Annotated in this window: 21 protein-coding genes; 11 read left to right on the forward strand and 10 right to left on the reverse strand. The window is 64.5% G+C overall.

What is annotated here, in order from left to right; all coding sequences use genetic code 11:
- Positions 1–105 precede the first annotated feature (105 nt).
- From L8F96_RS17700 to L8F96_RS17735, 8 genes are all read right to left on the reverse strand, one after another.
- On the reverse strand, positions 106–822 hold the full coding sequence (locus L8F96_RS17700; RefSeq protein WP_334656883.1) for an IS6 family transposase: 717 nt from the start codon (positions 820–822) through the stop codon (positions 106–108).
- A gap of 70 nt (positions 823–892) precedes the next feature.
- Positions 893–2,458, reverse strand: coding sequence for a DUF2326 domain-containing protein (locus tag L8F96_RS17705; protein WP_334656884.1), 1,566 nt, complete (start codon positions 2,456–2,458; stop codon positions 893–895).
- Positions 2,459–2,672: 214 nt separating this feature from the next.
- Positions 2,673–2,921, reverse strand: coding sequence for an ABC-three component system middle component 8 (locus tag L8F96_RS17710; RefSeq protein WP_334656885.1), 249 nt, complete (start codon positions 2,919–2,921; stop codon positions 2,673–2,675).
- Positions 2,905–3,870: an ABC-three component system protein gene (locus tag L8F96_RS17715; protein ID WP_334656886.1), complete on the reverse strand. Its 966-nt coding sequence runs from the start codon at positions 3,868–3,870 to the stop codon at positions 2,905–2,907. Before L8F96_RS17715 ends, L8F96_RS17710 begins: the two co-directional genes overlap by 17 nt.
- Positions 3,871–4,498: 628 nt before the next feature.
- The gene (locus L8F96_RS17720; RefSeq protein WP_334656887.1) at positions 4,499–6,469 is read right to left on the reverse strand and encodes a glycoside hydrolase domain-containing protein; all 1,971 of its coding nucleotides are present in this window, start codon (positions 6,467–6,469) and stop codon (positions 4,499–4,501) included.
- Positions 6,466–8,004 carry a sulfatase family protein gene (locus L8F96_RS17725; RefSeq protein ID WP_334656888.1) on the reverse strand — a complete coding sequence of 513 codons (1,539 nt, stop codon included), beginning with the start codon at positions 8,002–8,004 and terminating at the stop codon, positions 6,466–6,468. Before L8F96_RS17725 ends, L8F96_RS17720 begins: the two co-directional genes overlap by 4 nt.
- Entirely contained in the window at positions 8,004–9,416 is a 1,413-nt protein-coding gene (locus tag L8F96_RS17730; protein WP_334656889.1) for a sulfatase family protein, read from the reverse strand. The genes L8F96_RS17725 and L8F96_RS17730 overlap by 1 nt, the downstream gene beginning before the upstream one ends.
- A 118-nt stretch (positions 9,417–9,534) precedes the next feature.
- Complete coding sequence (locus L8F96_RS17735) at positions 9,535–12,027, reverse strand: TonB-dependent receptor (RefSeq protein ID WP_334656890.1); 2,493 nt, start codon at positions 12,025–12,027, stop codon at positions 9,535–9,537.
- Positions 12,028–12,185: 158 nt separating this feature from the next.
- Between L8F96_RS17735 and L8F96_RS17740 the strand changes: the two genes are divergently transcribed.
- The 11 genes from L8F96_RS17740 (at position 12,186) to L8F96_RS17790 (ending at position 21,697) form a co-directional block, all read left to right on the forward strand.
- Positions 12,186–13,211 carry an alpha/beta hydrolase gene (locus tag L8F96_RS17740; RefSeq protein WP_334656891.1) on the forward strand — a complete coding sequence of 342 codons (1,026 nt, stop codon included), beginning with the start codon at positions 12,186–12,188 and terminating at the stop codon, positions 13,209–13,211.
- A 14-nt stretch (positions 13,212–13,225) separates the two neighbouring features.
- Positions 13,226–14,779: an alpha,alpha-trehalase TreF gene (treF, locus tag L8F96_RS17745; protein ID WP_334656892.1), complete on the forward strand. Its 1,554-nt coding sequence runs from the start codon at positions 13,226–13,228 to the stop codon at positions 14,777–14,779.
- Positions 14,780–15,254: 475 nt separating this feature from the next.
- Positions 15,255–15,755 carry a DUF3489 domain-containing protein gene (locus tag L8F96_RS17750; RefSeq protein ID WP_334656893.1) on the forward strand — a complete coding sequence of 167 codons (501 nt, stop codon included), beginning with the start codon at positions 15,255–15,257 and terminating at the stop codon, positions 15,753–15,755.
- Positions 15,752–16,180, forward strand: coding sequence for a DUF2924 domain-containing protein (locus L8F96_RS17755; protein ID WP_334656894.1), 429 nt, complete (start codon positions 15,752–15,754; stop codon positions 16,178–16,180). Before L8F96_RS17750 ends, L8F96_RS17755 begins: the two co-directional genes overlap by 4 nt.
- An 8-nt stretch (positions 16,181–16,188) precedes the next feature.
- Positions 16,189–17,427: a recombinase family protein gene (locus L8F96_RS17760; RefSeq protein ID WP_334656895.1), complete on the forward strand. Its 1,239-nt coding sequence runs from the start codon at positions 16,189–16,191 to the stop codon at positions 17,425–17,427.
- Positions 17,420–17,896 carry a hypothetical protein gene (locus L8F96_RS17765; protein ID WP_334656896.1) on the forward strand — a complete coding sequence of 159 codons (477 nt, stop codon included), beginning with the start codon at positions 17,420–17,422 and terminating at the stop codon, positions 17,894–17,896. Before L8F96_RS17760 ends, L8F96_RS17765 begins: the two co-directional genes overlap by 8 nt.
- 66 nt (positions 17,897–17,962) lie before the next feature.
- Complete coding sequence (locus L8F96_RS17770) at positions 17,963–18,169, forward strand: DUF5818 domain-containing protein (RefSeq protein WP_334656897.1); 207 nt, start codon at positions 17,963–17,965, stop codon at positions 18,167–18,169.
- Positions 18,170–18,275: 106 nt separating this feature from the next.
- Positions 18,276–19,283, forward strand: coding sequence for a class 1 fructose-bisphosphatase (locus L8F96_RS17775; protein ID WP_334656898.1), 1,008 nt, complete (start codon positions 18,276–18,278; stop codon positions 19,281–19,283).
- Between the two features lie 292 nt (positions 19,284–19,575).
- A complete protein-coding gene (locus tag L8F96_RS17780) occupies positions 19,576–19,860 on the forward strand; it encodes a hypothetical protein (protein ID WP_334656899.1) in 285 nt (94 codons plus the stop codon).
- Between the two features lie 129 nt (positions 19,861–19,989).
- A complete protein-coding gene (dcm, locus tag L8F96_RS17785) occupies positions 19,990–21,225 on the forward strand; it encodes a DNA (cytosine-5-)-methyltransferase (protein ID WP_334656900.1) in 1,236 nt (411 codons plus the stop codon).
- Positions 21,218–21,697, forward strand: a complete 480-nt coding sequence (locus L8F96_RS17790) for a very short patch repair endonuclease (protein ID WP_334656901.1) — start codon at positions 21,218–21,220, stop codon at positions 21,695–21,697. Before dcm ends, L8F96_RS17790 begins: the two co-directional genes overlap by 8 nt.
- 3 nt (positions 21,698–21,700) lie before the next feature.
- On the opposite strand, the gene L8F96_RS17795 is transcribed toward L8F96_RS17790, so the two are convergent.
- Positions 21,701–21,946, reverse strand: a complete 246-nt coding sequence (locus L8F96_RS17795; protein WP_334656902.1) for a type II restriction endonuclease — start codon at positions 21,944–21,946, stop codon at positions 21,701–21,703.
- Positions 21,947–21,974: 28 nt separating this feature from the next.
- Complete coding sequence (locus L8F96_RS17800; protein WP_465250269.1) at positions 21,975–22,418, reverse strand: type II restriction endonuclease; 444 nt, start codon at positions 22,416–22,418, stop codon at positions 21,975–21,977.
- Between the last annotated feature and the right edge of the window lie 118 nt (positions 22,419–22,536).

The following is a 22,536-nucleotide window of genomic DNA, read 5'->3' on the forward strand; positions in this document are numbered from 1 at the left end:
CGGCCAAGCGCACGCTGGACCAACTCGGCATCCCTCGTCGGGGTGCTGTCAGTCTAACGCGAACCGCTCTCCACACGATGCACGTCGGTCTTTGAAGGTGGCGGCCTAGCTGGCGAGCACCAGCCACTCCGCCAGAGCGGCGGAGCGTCGTTCCCGGTAGGTCTGCCGATTGACGAGATGGCGTTCTAGGCTGAAATGGTTGTGAACGGTAGCGTGGACGGAGGCGAACTTCTGTAGCGTCTTCATCTGCCTGAACCTGAGCATTGCCCGCTCTCGTCGTCGGAACGGCAGGTGTGAGTTCTCCACCCGATTGTTGGCCCAGCGACCGACCTCCTGCTTCTCGCGGTTGCCGAGCTCGTTCATTGCGGCGCCGTAGCTGCGCAGCCCGTCGGTGGTGATCGCGTCGGGCGAGCCGTGGCGCTTGAGCGCTTTCTTCATGAAGCGGAGTGCCGCTGTCTTGTCGCGGGTCTTGGTGACGTAGCTTTCGAGCACTTCACCTTCGTGATTCACTGCGCGCCACAGGTAGACCATCTCGCCGTTCATCTTCACGTACATCTCGTCGAGGTGCCAGCGCCAGTGGCGGAAGCCGCGCATGTGGCTGACCCGCTGGCGGCGGATGTCGCCGGCAAACAGGGGACCAAACCTGTTCCACCAGAGCCGCACCGTCTCGTGGCAGATGTCGATCCCGCGCTCGAATAGCAGGTCCTCCACGTTACGCAGCGACAGCGGAAATCGCACGTACATCAGCACCACCAGCCGGATCACCTCCGGGGACGAGTTGAAGTAGCGGAACGGCGAGGCTGGCTTGCGGGGGCGCGGCATGCCTCTACCCTACGCTGATCACCCGGCCCGGGCACCCGGTGCATTTGGTTTGACGGAGCCCGCCTGGCGGCTACCAGGCCTTCATCTTGAACAGGCGCCCGCGATCCCCTTCGTCATGCAGTTGGGAAACGATCTCGTCGGGCGCAAAAACAGGTTCGCCGGCGGAGCGCTTTGGAAGATCCGAGTCGATCAGCGTGATGATCGACTGAATTCCGAGCGCGGTGTAGCGGCGGATCACGGCAAGCAGATTTTCCTTCTTCCGGTCGTCGAGCGATTCGAACACGCCGTCATGATAGGCGAAGCGCGGAAACTGCTCGTCCAGATGCGCACGCAGCACCGCCAGGTCGAAGGCGATGCACAGGAGCTTCTTGTAGCTATGACCGCGGTCCGCGCTGGTCGCGTTGCCGGCGTCGTCGAGCAGTTCGGCGCGAAATTCCAGATGTCCGTACTGGTTGACCCCGACGCTGAGCAGCGCCTTGCTGTCGATCACTTCCTCGACGATCTCATTGAAGTAGAGGCGGATCGACGAGAACAGGCTGTCCTTGTCAGCGCTTCGGGCCTCGACATCGGCCTCGATCTTGGTCTGGAGGTGGATTTTCTCCTCGGCGAGCGTGCGGATCTCCGTCCGCAATTGCTGGAGACGGTGGACGAACTCGCGCTGCCGCTCCAGCGTCGCGATGTCCGCGCGGAGGGTGACCATCTCGGCCGACACGCGCTTATATTTGGCAAAGGAATCGGTCGCGCTGAGGAAGGCCAGCATCTCCGAGCGCCGTTTGCCGAGGGTGTTCAGCTCGCCGTTGATCGTTTTGAGCTCCGCCTCGATCTCCGAGCGCTCCTCGACGAGATAGCCGTGGCGCTCTTCAGTGATCGCCCTGTTAAAGGCGATGAGTTGCTGGAAGTCCCTCTTTACCTGGCCGGCGAACAAAACGCCGGCTTCCTCAAACAGGGCTTTGGCGTCATCGGGATCGAAAAGGATCTGATCCTCCTCAAGCGACGCGATAATCTTCTTGCGGTTTTGCATCAGCGAGTAGCGCCGGGCGTTCAGCGCCGCGATCCGTTCGTCGATGTGGTCGACCACCTGCTTGGTGTCGACCTTGTCCTGCGTCCGGAAGTCGAAAGCATCGAGCAGCCGCTGCTTCTTGTCCACCTCCTGCCGTTTGAGCAACAGGATGCCGTCGACCTTGCTCGCATCCTCGATGTCGCCACCCATCTCCTGACGGATTGTGGCGGCTAGGGCCTGCTTGTCCTCGAGCGCCTCCGTCTTCTCATAGTGCTGGACAATGATGCCGGCGTCGAACCCGAGGATGTGCGCGAGGAAGGGCTTCCAGTCGGCGTGCTTGTTCGCAAATTTGCCGAGCTGGAACACGTCGCCGAAATCGCTCTGCGACCTCAGGAAATAGCCAAGGCCCTTGCGGTAATGCCAAGGCTTGAGGGATCTCCAATCGAGCAGGCTATCGAGGAGTTCCTTAGCGCGTTCGAAGGGAACATCGACATGATCCCAGTCGCTATCGGTCAGGGTGGTGAAGTCCTGATGGCGGACAGCGTGCTTCTTGAAAGCGATCTTGCTCGCGTCCTCTACCCCGCGCCGGACGGTCACATAGCTCCCATTCCCAAGCTCGATCTCGAGGAAGAACACGAACTCGCGGAACAGGTCGAGATGTCGGAAGAGGAAGAACTTCGGATCGCGCCCGGCGAGAAACCCAAAATCGAGAAGGCGTCCGAGCGTCGTCTTGCCCAGATTATGGGTGTCGCGGTCGCGATTCTCCGGAAGGCGAATCTCGGCGAGCACGACATTGAGCTCGGGCGTGAACTCGACCGGCGCGAAGGTGTCGGGCTTGTTCGAGTAGAGCTTAGACGGCTTCATTCGGGCCAACATATTCGAGGGCATCGGTTTTAGGATGATATTCCACCAGGCCCATCAGGAAGAGAAAATTCAACGAGGGCAGGAACAGTACATCCCCGCCGACGACCGCCTTGCGCGCATAGGCGAACAGCGAACCATAGTCGCACAGGCGTTTGGCCTTAAGCCGCATCAGCACCAGCAAGGCGACGTTGATGACCGTCCGGTCGGGATGTGCGTGTTTACTGGGCCTCAGCATCCGCCACCTCGCCGATGTCACAGTTCCAGTACATATAAAAGACGAGCGCCCGCGTGAGCCGCTTGTGTTTGGTCTGGCGCAGCACCGGATCGCGCTGAAACAGCAGATCGATGATATAGTTCATCACGGAGTCGAAGTTCTGATGGTCCTTGCGCTTGGCAATAATCTTGAGCTGGAATTCCTCCACCGCGGCTTCATACGACCGCAGGATCTCCATATTCTCCGGCGCGGCGAGAAACGTGCGAATCTGGGCAGTGTCCTTCAGATAGCGCTTGCGCAGCTCCTTGGCATACTCTGCGGACATGTTGTTGACCGCATTCTTCTTCTCATAGCTCGTGCGCTCGCCCGGTGGCGCGTCGAGGACCTCGCTGATCGCGGTATCATGACTGGCGAACGACTGCACCACCAGCGCGAGCTCGTCGGACGATACGATCAGCGGTGAATCGACCGGGTCGAGCTCTGCGAGCTTGGCGACTTCGGGGAATTCCTTGAGCCATAGCTCCAGTCGCTCGATCCCGCACAGATAGACGGATGCTTCGGGCAGCCCGCATTCCGTGGCGATATGGGCAGTGATCGCCTGGTCGGCATTGCCGGCCAGTCGCCGGTTGGCGAACAGCATGTAATGGTCGACCTGCTTGGCATCGCGAAGCTTGCGGATCCGCGGCACTTCCTCGCCGATCACCGTATTGGTCGAGCCGGTGCTGTAGAAGTCCGATTCGCTGAAATGCTTGTTGTAACCGTTGGTATGTTTGGCCTGGACGATCGTAGTGCCGACCCAGGGTGCTGCTTTGCTCGGATGCAGCTCGGCGGTACCGACGAATTTCGCGTCCCGGCCGCCATCGGCACCTTTGGCGAATCCTTTGACCGCGGCGCCCAGCAGGTGACGGCACAGTAGAATGATCAACGTCTCGAACTGCTCGTCGCTAAGGTCCTCATAGCGATACATCATTCCGGCGACCGTCCAATCTGCCCCCCGTGCGCCGGATGGCCGCACCCTGATTCACATCGCAATAGCATGGCCGCATCGGTGGCAAAACGGCGCCTGTGTTCAATGCGCGTTCCTTCTCGGAAAGGGGTCTCAGCGTCGATTTGGGGCAGACGAGCGCCACCCTCTGCCTCAGCATTCGGCCACTGACCTCAAAGCGCATCAATCCGCTCGAACGAAGTCCGCTTCCACGCCGCATTGCCCCATAAGCTGCCAGTCTCCTTCCGGCCCAGCTTTAGTCGTAACGCCACGCCGCACAGACAAGCGCTGAAAGTCGGCTTCCGACAAAAGCCGACGCTCAACCTGCGGCATCGGAACGACGGCTTTGTCCTCATCCAAGCCGTTCCGAGCGGTTGACCGGGATTGCTAAAAATATTGATCGGCGTGGATGAATAGAAGGCCGCTATTGGCAATCGAGGCCAGCGCGAAAGGCCAGTGATGGGTCCTAACGACTAAGTGTATCGTCCATGCGGCCTGAATATAGGGCCTAAACCATCATTGAGCGATTTAATCATGCCTGAGCGACAGAAGCTGGGCCTCCGCCGCTGATCGGCAACGCGAACAGCCCAAAACCAAACTTTTTCGCCGTGAGTCAGAGTATGAGCGATCGTTTATTCTGTTTGACGTTGCCCACGGTGATTATCGGCGTACCAACCGGGTTGTCTGGGGTTTGCGTAACAATCAGATTTTGCCCGTTCTTCAGGCGCAGCGCCGCTCGCCTTACCAACGGCGCGCTGATCGTCCACTCCGGTCTGCCCGGCACGAGCGGGTAGAGGCCAAGACTTCCGAAGACGTACCAAGCCGACATGGCGCCAGCGTCGTCGTCCATGCCATCCGCATAGCCCTGTGATGCGAGCGCGAAGCTGCGACCGTGCCATGGCGTAGGGCGCTTGCCCTCGTTAGCATAGGGATGATCGACTGGCTCTGTGAGATAGCGATGCACGATCCGAGCGCTCGTCTCCATGCGGTCGAGCGCGGCGTAGAGCCACGGCGCATGAATGTCGGGCTGATTGGTCATGTTGTAGAGCCCGTGCGCGAAGAACGTGTCGAGCTGCCCAAGGAAGCGTTCGCGGCCGAGCGTCTCGACCATCCAGTCGAGATCAAACACCGGCGCCCAGCGATATTGCCACAACGTCCCCTGATAGAGCCCGCGCGCTTTGACCACGTCGGCATCGGCGCCAAGCGTCTCGAATACCCGGCGCCAAATCGGGCGATACGACAGCGCCCTGACGCGGAAGCGCTGCGACAAGGCAGTGTCGCCAAGATCGGCGGCGAGTTCGGCGATCGCCCAATCGTCGTACGCCGCCTCGATCTGCTGGTCGGGCGTGTCGCGCTGAAGCGTGTCGCTTTCGCGCACCATGCCGGTGAGCGCGGCGCGGGCGTCGAAGCCGGTGATGCCGCGACGGCGAAAATCGAGCAGCGCGATGCCGGCATGTTCGGTGCGCACGGTGAGGAACGGCTCGGTGCGCGTCGACCAGCGCTGCTTGTCCTCGCCGTATAGCGCGACCAGCGAACGGGCGATGTCGGCCGCGCGCGCGGGATCAATCAGCGCGATCAGCGGCAGCTGCGTGCGATAGTTATCCCACAGCGCCCAACTGGTATAGCGGGTCTCGCCCGGCGCGGAGCGGTGGATCTTGCCGTCGCTACCACGGTGGCGGCCGTCCGGATCGTCAATCGCGACGGGCGTCTGCATGACGCGGAACAGCGATGTGTAGAAGAGCGCGCGCTGCTCGCGGGGCGCCTCCACATCGATCCGCGAGAGTTCGTGCTGCCACTGAGCGCGGGTATTGCGCAGGATGGCGGCAAAAGGGCGGGTGCCGAGTTCGGCGTCGCGGACGCTCGCGGCGGCGACGGGATCGACGGTGGAAAGGCCTGTGCGGACTTCCACCACCGCGCCGCGCCTGAGATCGAGCGGGAGTGTCGCGGCCGATCCGCGGACCGTCACGCCGTTGCTTGGTCGCCCCTCGACGGTGATGCGGCTGGCGCTGTGGATCGTGTAAGCGCCTTGGTCGCAGACCGTGCCGGCGGTCATCGTCGCCCGCAGTTCGCCTTGGTTGGCGGTGAGCGTTGCCGCGTGGCGCTTCGTATAAGCATGAGCGGCGTCGACGCGCAGTATGTAGCGGCCGGGACGGGACACGGTGAAGCGCAGCAGCCCGGCGCCCCGCGTCGCGGTCATGTCCGCTGTGATGCCACCCGCATAGGTCACGTAGTAGCGACCGGCGCCCGCGCGTTCGCTCGCCTTGTCCATCGGCGCGAGCGGCGTGGCACCGTCAGGCAGCAACGAGACGAGCAGGTCGCCGCCCCCGCCACCACAGCCCACGCCCACCGCGCGGGTGTGCGAGAAGCCGCGCAGCTGATTGGCCGCAAAGTCGTACCCGGCATGATTCTTCGGCGCGGTGTCGGGCCCGAGTTGCACCATGCCGTAGGGCGCGACGGCGGCAGGGGTGAGCTGGCCAAAATCGCCGAGCGTACCTACGAACGGGTCAACGACGTCAACCGCCTGCTCACGCGCGGGGGCAGGGGCTGCAACCAGCAACAAGATGGCGGCGAGTGCGATCCTCACGGTGCGGGCGGGCGGAAGAAGCGCGGCGGAAAGGATGCTTGCTCGGTCCCGCACGGATCGCGCCGTTCGTTACGCTCGCCGGTATCAGCGCTGAGCGGGATCTGCATGCCGTTCGTCTCCTCCAGCAGGCGGAACAGCTTGGCGCTCATCCGCTCGGCGAGGTCCTCATGGCCGGGGCGGGTCAGCAGATTGTCGTTCTCGTGCGGGTCGGCGGCGAGGTCGTACAGCTCGTCCAGATCCCAGATGCCGTGAAAGTGGACGTATTTGTAGCGATCCTCGCGCAGCGCGTGCACGGTGGGCGTCTGCGGAAAATTCCGCTCCCAATAATATTCGTACATCAGTTCCTTGCGCCACGGCACCTCGGCTGAGCTTCCGATAAGCGGCAACATGTCCGATCCGGCCAGCCCCGCCGGCGCCTCCAGTCCGGCCGCAGCGAGCATCGTTGGCGCAACGTCGATATTTGCGACCACCTCCTCCACCGCGCCCGCGCCGAACAGCGACGGGCAGCGCATCAGCATCGGGACGCGCATCGACTCCTCATACGCCGCGCGCTTGTCGATCAGCCCGTGCTCGCCGAACATGAAGCCGTTGTCGCCCATGTAGAAGATCAGCGTGTCGTCGAGTTCGCTGCGCTTCTCCAGCAGGTCCATGATCCGCGCGATGCCCTCGTCGACCGCCAGCAAGGTTTCCATGTAGCGCTTGTAATAATCGCCGATGTCGAGCGTCCCGTGGTACGGATAATCGACGCCGTGCCAGCTGTTGCGCTGGTTCTCCACCCACATCGGCCGGCCCGGCACGCCCGCCTTCATGCTCTCGGGATAGCGGAACACCTCCTTGTCGTAGCGGCCCATGTGGCGGTCGGCTGGAATGAATTCGGCGTGCACCGCTTTGTGCGCGAGATGCATCATCCACGGCCGCTTGCCGTCCCGCCGGCCGATCCAGTCGAGCGCATAGTCGGTCAACTCGTCGGTGATATATCCCTTCTGCGGCACCTTGCGGCCGTCGACGTTTAGCCCGTCCGCGTGCGGCAGATAGTGACCCTGGCCCTTGAAGCTGACCCAGCGATCGAAGCCGGGCTGCGGCGCGTCGGACTCGATCCCCATGTGCCATTTGCCGATGAACGCGGTATCGTAGCCGGCGGTCTGGAGATATTCGGGGTAATAGGTGAGGCCGGGCGGAATGGGGTGGTTGTTGTCCACGACACGGTGCTGGTGCGCGTAGAGGCCGGTGAGGATCGACGCGCGGCTGGGCGAGCAGAGCGCGGTGGTTACGAAGGCGTTGCGGAAGTGCACGCCCTCGCGCGCCAGCCGGTCGAGCGTCGGCGTGTCGCCGAAGCTTTGCGCCTTCATGAAGCCCATCGCGTCGTAGCGGTGATCGTCGGTGAGGATGACGAGGATGTTCTTCGGCTTCGCGGCGGGCGTGCGGCGGAGCTTGAGCTGCTTGGGCGCCGGCTTGGCGGCGGCGGCGAAGGTGTAGAGGCCGAAGGCGCCGCCGGTGCCGGCCAGCAAGACGCCGCGGCGATCGATTCCCGCCATCAGTGCTGGCCCACGTGCGCGTAAGGATCGGTCTGGCCGGCAAGCCACGGGTCCTTGGTCGCAGTGCGCATGGTGTGCAGGCGCTCGGCCAGCGCTGCCTTGATGCCGGCGTGGGCGGGGTCGGCGGCGAGATTGACCAGTTCGTCGGAGTCCCGGGTGAGATCGTACAATTCCTCGGCCGGGCGCTGGAGATAAGCCGCCTGGGTCCGCTTGCCGAGGCGGATCGACGGATCGGCGCTGATCGCCTTCCACGAGGGCGAACCCGCGACATCGCCGGCGACAGGATAGGGCAGCTGCCAGGCGAGATTAAGGATGTAGCTGTGCGTGCGCGTGCGAATGGCGCGCATCGGATAATATTGATTGATCTCGTGGAAATCGTGGCTGGCGAACACTGCGTCGCGAGCGGCATCGCCGGGTCGGCCGAGAAGCGGCAGCAGCGACGTGCCCGACAGCGCGTAGGCGGCCGGCGGCGCCACCCCGGTCCATTCCAGCACCGTCGGCGCGACGTCGACGAAACTCACCATCGCATCGCTCACCGCGGGCCTGCTGCCCGGCGCGTGGACGATCAGCGGCAGGTGGAGCCCCGGATCGTAGAGGTTGGTCTTGGCGCCGGGGAACGGCCGGCCATTGTCGCTGAGGAAGATCACCAGCGTGTCGTCTGCGCGCCCGGTGGCGGCGAGATCGTCGAGGATCATGCCCACGCCCGTGTCCAGCCGGCTGAGCGCTTCATAATATTCGGCGAGGTCCTGCCGCACCGCCGGCAGGTCCGGCAGGTGTGAGGGGATCGGCACGCGGCGTGGCTCGTACTCGTCGGGCGTCACGCCCGACCACGCCCGGTCGTTGCCGTAATTGACCGCGGCGCGGTGCGGATCGCTATACGCCACCGTGACGAAGAACGGCCGATCGTCGGTCGAGCGGATGAAGCTGGAGGCGGCGATCGCCAACTCGCGCACGTCGCGGATGCCCGAGCGTTCGGGCACCAGCTCCGTCTCGTACGGAAAGGCGCTGTCCGGCCCGACGTGCTTCTTGCCGACCAAAGCGGTGGCATAGCCGGCCCGGCGCAGCAGCGACGGCAGCGTCTCGACGCCGGGCAGCAGCGACTGGTGATGGACGTCGTGCTGGAGGCCGTACATTCCGTTCTGGTGCGTAAAGAGCCCGGTGTTGATCACCGCGCGGCTCGGGCTGCACGAGGATACGGCGGCATAGGCCTGGGTGAAGCGCGTGCCCTCACGCGCCAGCCGGTCGAGCCGCGGAGTGCGGATCGGCACCCCGTAGCAGCTAAGGTCCAGCCCCTGATCGTCGGAGATCAGCAGCAGGACGTTGCGCTGCTTGGCGGTGGGCTGGGCAAAGGCCGGTGCGGCGCTCGCCGCGGCGACGCCAGCCATCCCCTTCAACAGGTCGCGTCTGTCCATGCCTCGCTCCTACTCCCGCCCGTCATTCCGGCGAAGGCGGGAATCCATAAATGCCGACGGTTCGACTCGGTCGATGCGCTGCGTGTATGGATCCCCGCCTCCGCGGGGAGATGAGGTGTCAGAACTCAAACGCCGCGCTGAAGCGGAACGAGCGGCCGAGGATCGGGCGCGCTAGGATCACGCCCTGGCCCTGGCCGCCGATGATGCGCGGGTTCTGTTCGGTCAGGCCCAGTTCGTCGGTCAGGTTGTTGCCGGTCACCTGCAGGCGGACGCGATCCATCACCGTCACCGACACGCCGGCGTCGAGCTGGTAGAAGCTCGGCAGGATCTGCAGGTTCTCCGGATCGGAGAAGCGATCGCCGGTGTATTGCAGCGTCGCGAACAACGACGGCCGCACGCTGCCCAGCGGCAGTTCGTACGCCGGGGTCACGCGCCACGTCCATTTGGGCTGGCGCTGCACCTGGTTGCCGGTGTTGTCGATCGCGCCGTTGCCGGTGAAGAAATCGCGATAAGTGGCGTCGAGGTAGGTGCCCGCGGCCGCCAGGCTGAAGCCCTGGAACGGGCGCAGCACGCCTTCCACCTCAACGCCGGTAGCCTTGGCGCCACCGTTCGAGCTGGTCGGCACGTCGTTGATGATCGTCGTCGTCGCCAGGCCGTCGAACTTGTTGTGGAAGACGGTGGCGTAGAGATTCGCGACGTCAGTCGATAGCTTCAGGCCACCTTCGTACGTGTCGACTTCGGCGACAACCGCCAGGCCGGTGTTGTTGGCGATGTTCGCCGGTGAGGCTTCGCGCAAATTGTCGAATTGCGGGAAGCTGTTGCCGCGGCTGTAGCGGGCGAACACGCCGATCGAACGGCTGAAGTCGTAGTTCACGCCGGCCGTCCACGACCACGCGTCGTCACGATATCTGATCGCGCGCTGCGGGCCGAGCACGGTCGCGGTATTGTCATAGAGCGTGTTCGGATTGCCATCCAGGTTGACGCCGGCGCCCGAGGTGCTCAGCACCGCGTCGATCAGGTGGCGCTGCCAGCGAAGGCCGCCGTCGATGCGCAGCTCGGGCGTGATCTGCAGTTCGTCCACCGCGTAGAATGCATAGTCCTCACCCTCGTACCAGGCGCTTACCTGGAAGGCGGGGCCGCTGGTGAAGCCGCGCAACGTCGCCTGCTGCGTGGTGCCGGCGGCATTGGCCACGACGAGGTCGAGGCGCCGCGCATTCGGTTCCGCCGTCAGCAGCACCTGGTTGCCCAGCGCCCAGCGATCGCGCGAGGTGAAGTTGGTGTAATAGAAGCCGCCGGTCAGCTTGTTGTTGCCCGCGGTCCATTCCAGCGCCGAGTCGGCGACGAAGGACGAGATCTTCTTGCGCACTTCCCAGATGCCGGCGCGCAGCACCTGCGTGCTCGCGCCGCTCGCCAGTGCGCCGTCGCTGTTGGCGTACACCAGCGAGGAGACGGTGGCGCCGGCCCCGGCCAGGCGCGTGGCCATTACGGACGCCGAGACCGGCGCCTCGCTCGGCACCAGGCCGCGGGTGTCGGCGTTGCCTCCCATGTAGCTCATGCGCTCGCGCACGCGCAGGCCGTCGAGAACTTCATAGTCGAAGGTGAAGCCGGTGTTGATGACATGGGCGCCGCGGCCCTTCTGCAGGTCGACGGTGTTGCCGACGACGTTCTGCACCGCGCGCGTATCCGGCCCGTTCAGCGTGCCGGTGCCATGGTCGAAGCCGGGATAATCGCTGGTTTCCTCGCCATCGACCACGACCGGGATGGGCAGCAGCCACTGGCCGCGATCGTTGAGGTAGCGCGCGTAAAGCTCGACCGAGCCGCGGTTGCCGAAATCGTGATGGATGTTGGCGGTGATCTGGCCGCCCTTCTCCGCGCGGTAACGCGGATCGCGCACGCCATTGCTCTGCGCGTAATAGCCGCCGACCATGAAGCCGGTGTCCTCGCTCAGCGGGCCGGAGATCCAGGCATCGCCGCGGATCTCGTCGAAATCGGTGTAGGAGATCTTGGCGAGGCCGTGGAACTCGCTGCCGCCGATGCGCGGCACAACGTTGACGGTAAGGCCCGGCTGGCCGTTCGAGAAGAGCGAGCCAGTGCCGCCGCGCACGGCCTCGACGCGCTGCACCGTCTCGTCGAGGCGGATCAGCTGCGAGTTCTCGAGGAACGACAAAGTCGGCGGCGCGAAGATCGGCGTGCCGGCGTATTGGAATGTCACGAACTGCGCGTCGCCGCCCGAGGGATAGCCGCGCACGAAAATGTTGGCGCCGCTCTGGCCGCCCGAGCTTTCCGCCATAACGCCCGGCACGGTGCGCAGCAGGTCCGCGGTGCTGTTCGGCGCGGCGCGCTCGATCGCGTCGTTGCTGAGCGAAGTGACCGCGAACGACGCATCCTGGCGGCGCGTGCCGCCGCCGGCGGTGCCGACCACGACGATATCCTCGCCGGTCTGCGCTTCGGTGTCGACGAGGCCCGTCTCCGGCTCGGCGCGCTGTGCGATGTCGGCGGCCTGCGCGCCGGCTGGATCGGTGGGGCTGTTCTGCGCGGCGGCCGGAAGCGCGCCGAGCAGCGCGGCGGCGGCGGTGCCGATCAACAGACGGCCAGTGAACGTGAAAAGCATGATCCTACCCCCTTTGCATCGGCCGCTTGCTTTCGCGCGGTCTAAACGAGCATCTAAATAGGCCCAAAATGATGTGCAGTCGACCCGCGCGGCGGTTCACCTTGTATATTGGCTCCATTGGTGATGTTGTTGTGCAACACCGGCGAAATGGAGGGGACGTGAAGTATAGAACTGCGTTGGTGACCGCGGTGCTAGCCGCGCCTGTGGTGGCGCAAACGGTGCAGGTGCCCGCGCTATCGCTGCCGCCGTCCTCGCTTTTGAGCGCGGAGGCGAAGCGGATCATCGTCCGCCAGCAGGCAATCCGGCCGCCGGACTTTGGGAACGACATCGCCGCCGCGCGTGCCTTCTGGGGCCGCTACAACGATGATCGACTTGCCGAGATGCGGCGGCTGTTCCGCACGATCGAGCGACGCGAGAGGATGGGCGGCGTGCCGGTCGATGTGGTCACGCCGACGGAAGGCATCGGCGCGCGCAACACGGCCCGCGTGCTGATCAACGTCCACGGCGGCGCCTTCATGTGGGGCAGCGGCAGCGGCGCCCTGGTGGAGGCGATCCCGATCGCCGCGACGATGGGCGTGAATGTGGTGACGGTGGATTACCGCCTTGCGCCCGAGCACCGCTACCCCGCCGCGTCGCAGGACGTGGCAGCGGTCTACGGCGCATTGCTCAAGCGCTACCGGGCGGAGAATATCGGCATCTACGGCTGTTCGGCGGGTGGGATCATCACCGCGCAGTCGGTGGGTTGGTTCCAGCGCCACAAGCTCCCGCGGCCGGGCGCGATCGGCACTTTCTGCGGCACGGGCGCGCCTTATGCCGGCGACAGCGCCTACCTCTCCGACCCGCTGACCTCGGGCAAGCCGATCCGCGCCGGTGCGCTGCCCGCCACCTTGGCAACGGCCTATATGGCCGGCGTCGCGGCGGACGATCCGCTCGCATATCCGCTCGCATCGGACGCGTTGATGCGCGCTTTTCCGCCCACACTCCAGCTCGCCGGCAGCCGCGACTTCGCCGCAAGCGTACTGACCTGGCAGCATCGGCGGCTCGCCTCCCTAGGCGTGCAGAGTGAGCTGCAGCTGTTTGACGGTCTCGGCCACGCCTTCTTCGTGTGGCCGGACATGCCCGAATCGATCGAGGCGTACCGGCTTGTGTCCACGTTCTTCGACCGGCATCTGGGGCTCGAGTAACAGAGGATACGACCATGAAACTATGGCAATCGCTGGTAAGCACGTCGGTGGTTGTGTCCGCTTTGCTCGCCGAGCCGCTGGCGGCGCAGCAATCGCCCGCCGCACTTTATGGCGACCTTTTCGCCGCGGTGCAGACCGGGCGGCTGTTCCCCGACAGCAAGACCTTTGCCGATGCCGCGCCCAAGCGCGATCCGCAGGCTATCATGGCGGATTACAACCGCCAGAAGCCGGCGACTCCGCAAGCGCTGCGCACGTTCGTGCTGGCGAACTTCACCATCCCCGGCGTCAACGATCGCGGCGCGACCGATCTTCGGCGGCATATTCGCAATCTATGGCCGGTGCTGGTGCGCCAGCCCGACGCCGCGGTCGCGGGATCGTCGCTGCTGCCGATGCCGCAGCCTTATGTCGTGCCCGGCGGGCGCTTCCGCGAGATGTACTATTGGGACAGCTATTTCACCATGCTCGGGCTCGCTGTGGATGGGCAGCAGCCGCTGGTGGAATCGATGCTGGCGAACTTCACCGATACGATCGAGCGCTACGGCCACATTCCCAACGGCATGCGGACCTATTATCTCGGCCGCTCGCAGCCGCCCTTCTATGCGTTGATGCTCGATCTGTCGAAGGACGATGATCCGGCGCTCGCTGCCAAGCGGTTGTCGGCGCTGAAGAAGGAGCACGCCTATTGGTTGAAGGGCGCGTCGTGCCTGGATGCGAGCGGGGCGTGCGCGCGCGTCGTGCGGATGCCCGACGGCAGCTTGCTTAACCGCTATTGGGACGATCGCCCGCTGCCGCGTGACGAAAGCTTCGCCGAGGACGTGATCACTGCGAAGGAGGATTCGTCGCGCCCGGCGGAGGTGATGTATCGCCACCTGCGCGCGGGCGCCGAGAGCGGGTGGGATTACAGCAGCCGCTGGCTTGCCGATCCGCAGCGGCTCGCCTCAATCCGGACAACGGACATCGTGCCGGTCGATCTCAACAGCCTGATGCTGATTATGGAGGAGGCGATCGCGCGGCGCTCGGCGGCCGCGGGAGACCGGACGGAGGCGGCGCGGTTCGGCGTGATGGCGGCAAAGCGACGGGCGGCGCTGAACCGCTATTTCTGGGTGGCCAAGGACGGGCGCTACGCCGATTGGGACCGGGTGGCGCGCGCGCCTACACCTAGAGTGTCGGCAGCGATGCTGTTCCCGCTGTTCGCCGGCGCCGCCTCGCCGCAGCAGGCGCGCGCCGTCGCGGCGACGGTACGTCGCGACCTGCTGGCGACCGGGGGGCTCAGGACCACGCCGATCCGGACCGGGCAGCAATGGGACAATCCCAACGGCTGGGCGCCGCTGCAATGGGTGGCGATCGCCGGGCTCGAGCGGAGCGGGCAGGGGCAGCTGGCGCGCGAGATTGCGACGCGCTGGCTGGGAACGGTCGAGGCGGCTTTTGCCGCGACTGGCAAGATGCTGGAAAAGTATGACGTTGAGGAGCGCAAGCCGGGCGGCGGCGGGGAATATCCGACGCAGGACGGGTTCGGTTGGACCAACGGAGTGACGAGCGCGATTCTGGAACGCTATCGCGACTTCTAAAAACATCCGTCATGCCAACTGTTCCGGCACCCGCCCGGCAGATTCCGAGGTGGGCAGCAAGCGGAATCGCATGAAAGGCCTGCTTAACCCATTACCAAACATTGAATCACAACCAAGCGCTTGAGATCGTTCTCGCCGAATGATCCCGCTCTGACCCAAGGTCAGTTTCACGACATCCTTCGGAGGCTTTGCCCGCTCTCGAACTCGCGTGCCGCGAAACTGGGTTGCTAATCTCGTACGTTCCGAGGGTTATCTGCGACGCTCCCACTGGGCAGTTCGCGTCGGAGCTTTCGGTCGACGCAGCTGTGTAGCCTTTTGAGGCCACAATCCGCTCGACTTCGCGCAGCAACAGAGCATTGCTGCAGATGTGAGCCGCAGCGCTGATCGCGTCGGTTCACACGCTCGGCCGATCTGATCGACCGGGCTCTGGGTGGTGGGACCGGCACTGACGCCGGTTCCGAGACGGAGACCACCCATGCCCCTCACCGACACACAGGCCATCCTGCTGAGCCAGGCTTCACAGCGCGAGAACGGCAGCCTCTATCCGCTGCCCGCCAGCATCACCGCACCAGCAGGCGGCATCGCCCGCTCCATGACGTCGCTAGTGAAGCGCGGGCTGGTCGAAGAGCGTGAGACGACCACGCCTGAATGCGTGTGGCGCATCGACGGAGTGACCCGCTTTGGCATGTTCATCACTGTGGCCGGCAAGGTTGCGATTGGGGTGGACGAGGCGCCAGCGCCGAGCACAACCAGTGCACCGGCTGCTGCACTTGCACCCAAACAGACCAAGGCGGCGCTGGTGCTGGCGCTACTCGGGCGAGGAGAGGGCGCTACGCTCACCGAACTTGTCGAGGCCACGGGCTGGCTGCCGCACACGACACGCGCTGCGCTGACCGGCTTTCGCAGGAAAGGCCGCACGCTGGCAAAAAGCAAGCGCGACGGCGCCACCTGCTACCGCATCGTGGAGGCAGCATGATGGACATCGACGCCGAGATCGCATTGCTTGATGGGCTGTCGTCAGGCCAACTGCGGCGACGCTGGGTGGCCGAGACCGGCGGCACGGTGCCGAAGGTCAGCCCGAAACTGCTGCGGCTGGCGCTTGCCTGGGAGATCCAGGCGCGGCGCTTGGGCGGCCTTACGCGCGAGACGACGCGCCTGCTCGACCAGCTCGCCCGCGGGGAAACCAGAACGACACGCCCGAACGCCGGCATGCGGCTGGTGCGCGAATGGGGCGGCCGGGTGCATGTCGTCACGGTTGAGGTGAGCAGCGACGGAAGCGATCAGGTGATCCGCTGGGGCAATCGCGAGTGGCGCTCGCTGAGTGAGGTCGCCCGCGCGATCACCGGCACACGCTGGTCAGGACCGGCCTTCTTCGGTCTCAGAAAGAAGGTGGCAGCATGAGCAAGGCCATGATCAAAACCACCGGCCCGATCCGCTGCGCCATCTACACCCGCAAGTCGTCCGACGAGGGACTGGAACAGGACTTCAACAGCCTCGATGCACAGCGTGAGGCCTGTGCCGCATACATCCGCAGCCAGGCGTCGCAGGGCTGGACCGAGCTGACGGAACGCTATGACGATGGCGGCATCTCGGGCGGAACGCTCGAGCGCCCTGCGCTCAAGCGGCTGATGGATGATGTCGCGGCCGGCAGGATCGACATCGTCGTGGTCTACAAGGTCGACCGGCTCAGCCGCTCGCTGTTCGACTTTGCCAAACTTGTCGAGGCGTTCGAGGAGGCGGATGCGAGCTTTGTCAGCATCACGCAGGCATTCAACACCACCAGCAGCATGGGGCGGCTGACGCTCAACATGCTGCTGTCATTCGCGCAGTTCGAGCGCGAGGTCACCGCCGAGCGCATCCGCGACAAGATCGCCGCATCCAAGGCCAAGGGCATGTGGATGGGCGGCACGCCGCCGCTCGGCTACGAGCCTGATGGTCGCAGCCTCGCCGTGGTCGACGAGCACGCCGCCATCATCCGGCACATCTTCACCCGCTACCTCGCGCTCGGCAACGTGCGCCAGCTTGAAACCGAGCTGAAGGAGCAGGCGATCATCGCGCCGCTGCGCACCAGCAACGGCGGCAAGCCGCTGGGCGATGTGCCATTCTCGCGCGGTACGCTGTATCTTATCCTCAAGCGCGTCACCTACACCGGCAGGATCGCGCACGGCGAGAAGATCTACCCGGGAAACCATCCCGCGATCATCGACGTTGCCACCTTCGATGCCGTGCAGGAAAAGCTCGCCGATAACACGCAAGGCCAGCAGCGCACCCGCAGCGCCAGCCTCAGCCTGCTCGCCGGCAGGATCGTTGATGCCAAGGGCGAGCCGCTGATCGTCACGCACACCGCCAAACCCGCCGGCAGGGGGGAGGGCGGCACCAGCCGCTACCGCTACTACGTCAGTCGGGCACTCGCCCAAGGCGATAGCGCCGCCGGCATCCGCGTGCCCGCACGCGAGATCGAGACGCTGGTCACCAATCGAATCGCCACGCTGTTCGACGATCCCATTGAGTTGATGGCGACGGCCTGGCTCGACCTGCCTGCCGATCGCTACGCCGATGTCACCGAACGCTGCAGGGGAGGTCGCCGCAAGGCAGCGCCAGCGTCAGCCAGACGCACTTGCGCTGATCGAGCAGGTGCAGGTGCATGACACGCGCATCGACCTGGTCTGCCGCACCAGCGACATTGCGGCGGCGCTCGATGCCTCAACCCACCACGACGCACCGGCGACGATCATGCTGAGCGAAACGGTGCGGCTGACGCGCTCGGGCAGGGCGGTGCGCCTGGTCCAGGGTGATGGTCAGGCCAGCACCAGCGTACCCGATCGATCGCTGACGCGGCTGCTGGTGCAGGCACGTGGCTGGTGGACCGAGTTGCGCCGAGGCGAGATCGACATCACCCGGCTTGCGGCACGCGAGCGGGTCAGTGCCGCATACATCACGCGCGTCGTGCGGCTCGCCTTTCTCTCACCCGCGGTCACCGCGGCGATCCTCGCGGGCAGGCAGCGTACGGGCGTGACTGCAAGAACACTGACGCTCGACGCGCCGATACCCGCAAGCTGGCAGCAGCAGGCCGCAGGCATGCTGCCGAGTTCAGGAGTGGGCGGATCATTGTGCTGAAAGCAGAATGTGGCAACGCGTGCAAAGCTGCTACCAGCCTCGACACACAGCCGCAGGGAGGGGGACATGCAACACATTGGTATGCCGATCGACGAGGTTGGAACGCTGATCAGGGATGGTGGTGCCTTTTACCTGCGCCGCGACATCGGGGGCCGCTACCTGCTTGAGCTCCAACGCACGCCGGTGGACATGGTGGAAAAGCGTGTTCGACTTCGTGGTACGCTGGTGGGCGCTGACCTGGTCAACGCTGACGGTGTTGCACCAGCAGAATAGCGTTGAGCGTGCGACGATCCCGTTTCGTTTCGGGCGAACGAAGTTTTGCACCGCTCGATCGTCCATGCATTTTCGAGAGCTACACCCGGTAAACTGAAGGATTGTGATGCGACAGAAGTATCTGGCCCAGTTCCTCCTCGAGCAGCAGCGCGCGGGCGCCATCCCTGCCGAGCTGCGCTTCCTGATCGAGATCGTCGCGCGCACCTGCAAGGCAATCAACCATTCGATCAGCAAGGGCGCGCTGGGCGGCGTGCTCGGTAGCCTCGAAAGCGAGAATGTTCAGGGCGAGGTGCAGAAAAGGCTAGATGTCATCGCCAACGAGATTTTTCTGGAGACGAACGAATGGGGCGGCCAGCTGGCGGCACTTGCTTCCGAGGAGATGGAGGCCATCCACCCTATTCCAAACCGATATCCGCGCGGGGAATATCTGCTCCTTTTCGATCCCATCGATGGCTCCTCCAATGTCGATGTGAACCTGTCGGTCGGCACGATTTTCTCGATCCTCAAGGCTCCTGCCACTGCGGTTGGTCGCGAAATCGAGGAGGCCGACTTCCTGCAGTCGGGCCGGGATCAGGTCGCCGCCGGCTATGCCATTTACGGGCCGCAGACCATGCTTGTGCTGTCAGTAGGCACCGGCGTTTTCGGCTTTACCCTTGATCGCGAGATCGGCTCGTTTGTTCTGACGCACGAGAACATGCGCATTCCGGAGACGACAACGGAATACGCCATCAACGCGTCAAACATTCGGCACTGGCCGGAGTGGGTACGGCGTTACGTCGAGGACTGCCAAGCCGGCACTGAAGGTCCGCTTGGGCGTAACTACAACATGCGGTGGACAGCATCGATGGTGGCAGACGTCCATCGTATCCTGACCCGGGGTGGGGTCTTCCTTTACCCTGCGGACGGGCGAGCCCAATCTGCCCATGGCAAGCTGCGCCTGCTCTACGAGGCGTTCCCGATGGCTTATCTCGTCGAACAGGCGGGTGGCGCGGCGTATGGCGGCGATGGAGCGCTGCTGGATGTGCAGGCACGTTCGCTGCACCAGCGCGTACCGGTCCTGCTCGGCTCGTTCGATGAAGTGGAACGCATCTGGTCGGCTTACGCCTGTGCTTGAGACTTTTGCGGGTTGTGCGCACCAGATAAAATCTCCGCACCTGACGGATCGCAGAGTCGGTATTCACGGCGAGGGGTGCGACTTGCTGAGACGGAAAACCCGCGGGAGTGCTTACCGAAAGCATGCTTGAGTTCACGCGATCTGGTTGAAGCCTGTTTCGGGAAAGGCGAACCGGCTGATTGCGGGAGGAAGCGCAGGAATGCGGCGGCTCATCCCATGGCCGCTATCGGCCGATCTGGTGGCCAGCTGATACCCCGGTTTTTCGAATACGACAGGAGAGAACCTCTACGTGATGACCGAACACGAAGAACTGGCCGCGGTCGTTGAGCAGCTCAGGGCGGGATATGACATTCTGCCGTACATGACCGGCTTCCATGCTGCCGGAGAGCTTGGCCTGCGCGCCCTGCCAGATGACATGAAAGCGTTGCTGGAAGGTTCTCCGGATTACCGGTCACCCGAGCCGGGCAGTGGGCCTGTCTGGCTTCAGATCGCGGGCGAGGACGAGGCGGCCGAGCTGATCGTCTATCGCTCCCGCAGTAGCGGCCAGCTTTATGTCATGGCACCTGGTCAGGACTGACAGGCGGTTCAGATCCGTGGACGTCCCGAAAAGAAGGATTGTGGCGAAACGGAAAGAGAACGCTTGCTCCCGTGCGGCTGTCATGCCAGATGTCCGGAACTCACCCAGTTTTCTTGTAAAGGACATCAGATGGCCCTCCGCAACAGCGGCTTCAGAACCGCCTTGCGCCGGTCGGGCATGTCCGTACCCGAGGTCGGTGCTGCGGTGCAGAAGTCCGAGCGGCAGGTGCGGCGCTATCTTAGTGGTGCGAGCAAGGCGCCTGAGGAAGCGGTGGCGCAGGTCAGTCAGCTGGCTGATGCGCGGGTAAAGCCTGCGGGGCCAGCGGCGTTCCGGTTCATCGACCTGTTCGCCGGCATTGGCGGGCTGCGACTGGGATTCGAGGCGATCGGCGGAAAGTGCGTGTTCACCAGCGAATGGGATCGCTGGTCGAACGAGACCTACCGCCGCAACTTCGCGGATGGTCCCGATCACATGATGGTGGGCGATATCCGTCCCTATGGTGCAGACCCGGCGCTGATCCCGGCGCATGACGTGCTGCTGGCCGGCTTTCCGTGCCAGCCGTTCTCGCTGGCTGGCGTGTCGAAGAAGAACTCGCTTGGCCGCGCACATGGCTTTGATGACGCGCACCAGGGCAACCTGTTCTTCGAGATCGAGAGCATCCTGCGCCATCACCGGCCTGCAGCCTTCCTGCTCGAGAACGTGAAGCACCTGCAGCGGCACGACAGGGGGCGTACCTTTGAGATCATCCGCCGCACGCTTGAGGATGAGCTCCGCTATAAAATCAGCATTCGGGTGATCAGCTCGGAGCCGTGGGTGCCGCAGAAGCGCGAGCGCATCTTCATCGCCGGGTTTCGCGAGGATCAGGGGTTCAGCTTCGACGACTTTGACCGCATGATCCCACCGAAGGAAGAGTGGCCGAAGCTCGGCGCGATCCTCCAGTCGCACAATGAGGTCGATGCGAAGTACACACTGACGCCAAAGCTGTGGGACTATCTGCAGGCTTACCGCCTCAAGCATGAGGCGGCCGGCAACGGGTTCGGCTTCAGCCTGTTCGGAAAGGACGGCGTCACGCGCACGCTGTCGGCGCGCTACCACAAGGATGGTTCCGAGGTTCTGATCGACCAACCCGGCACGCGCCCGCGGCGGCTGACGCCAACCGAATGCGCACGGCTGATGGGCTTCGAGCACGGCACGCGCGAATGGCATATCCCGGTGTCGGACACGCAGGCCTATCGCCAGTTCGGCAATGCCGTGGTCGTGCCGGTGATCGACGCTGTCGCACGCTACATGGAGCCGTTCCTGCTGCGCGCGCTGGACGCAGCGGAGGTGAAGAAGCCGCGCACGCGACGGGCAGCCGTTGGCTGACATTGTCCCGCCCGCAGTCCGCAGCCGGATGATGGCGGGGATCGGGCCTGCGGATACAAAGCCGGAGCTGATGCTCCGCCGCGGCCTTCACGCGCTCGGTTACCGTTACCGGCTCCACGACCGTCGCCTGCCGGGCCGTCCTGACATGGTGTTTCCCGGCCGGCGGGCGGTGATCCTCGTTCATGGCTGCTTCTGGCATGGCCATGACTGCCACCTGTTCCGCTGGCCTGGCACGCGACCGCAGTTCTGGCGCGACAAGATCGGTGGCAACATCGCGCGCGACGCGCGGACCCGGACGCAGCTGCTGGAGGAGGGTTGGCGGGTGGCCGAGGTCTGGGAATGCACGCTGCGGGGGCGCGAGCGCTGGCCGTTCAAGGACGTGCTCGCCCGCCTGACCGCGTTTCTCGACGGCGATGAGGCGCTGGTGAGCCTCGGCACCGACGCGACCGTGACGGTGTACCCGGCGGCTTGAAGGTCAGCTGAGCGTTCGGGCAAGTTCGAGGAAAGCAGCTACGCTGTTCAGGTCATTCTGCTGGGACGGGCGGAAGGACTCGTGTAGCGCGGCAGGGAGCACCAGCCTGAGCTGTTCCTTGCGCATCTCGTCGGTCTGCGCCTGCGAGATGCCGGGCTCGAGCGTCAGCAGGTGCTTGGAACGGATGCGATCTGCTTCGGCGAGCACCTGTCGCCAGCGGTCCTTGCAGCTGGTCTTGACCGCCAGCATCAGCAGCCTGCCGGCAGGCCAGGCGGGATCATGGTAGCGCGCCNCGGATGCGATCTGCTTCGGCGAGCACCTGTCGCCAGCGGTCCTTGCAGCTGGTCTTGACCGCCAGCATCAGCAGCCTGCCGGCAGGCCAGGCGGGATCATGGTAGCGCGCCTCGTCGGGGAACAGGAAGTCCGGCCCGTTGCGCTTCTCAGTGGTGGCTTCACGTTTATGCACGACGCCATGCAGCTCGATCAGTGCCTCGACGTGGTGGCCCAGTGCGAACCCCGCCCGCGACTTGCGGCGGTTCTGCACGCCCAGCGAATACCGGACGAACCCGTCGACGTCAGCGACGCCATCGTTGATGAACCCCTGCTGCAGTCGCTCGCCGACGATATGCCGCTCATAGGTCATGAACAGCCGTTCCTCGGTGTCCATCCATGTCAGCAGCGCGGCGTCGGGATCGGCGAGAGGATCTACGCCGTCTGCCATCCTGCGGGCGAAGGTCGAGAACTTGCGGGTCTGCGGGAGGCCGTCGGGAAAGGCACGAAGCAGCTTTTCCAGCCACCGGTCGCCGGTGACGGTAACCTCGACCTCGATGAGGTCGAGC

The organism is Sphingomonas panaciterrae (assembly GCF_036890205.1).
GTDB lineage: Bacteria > Pseudomonadota > Alphaproteobacteria > Sphingomonadales > Sphingomonadaceae > Sphingomonas > Sphingomonas panaciterrae.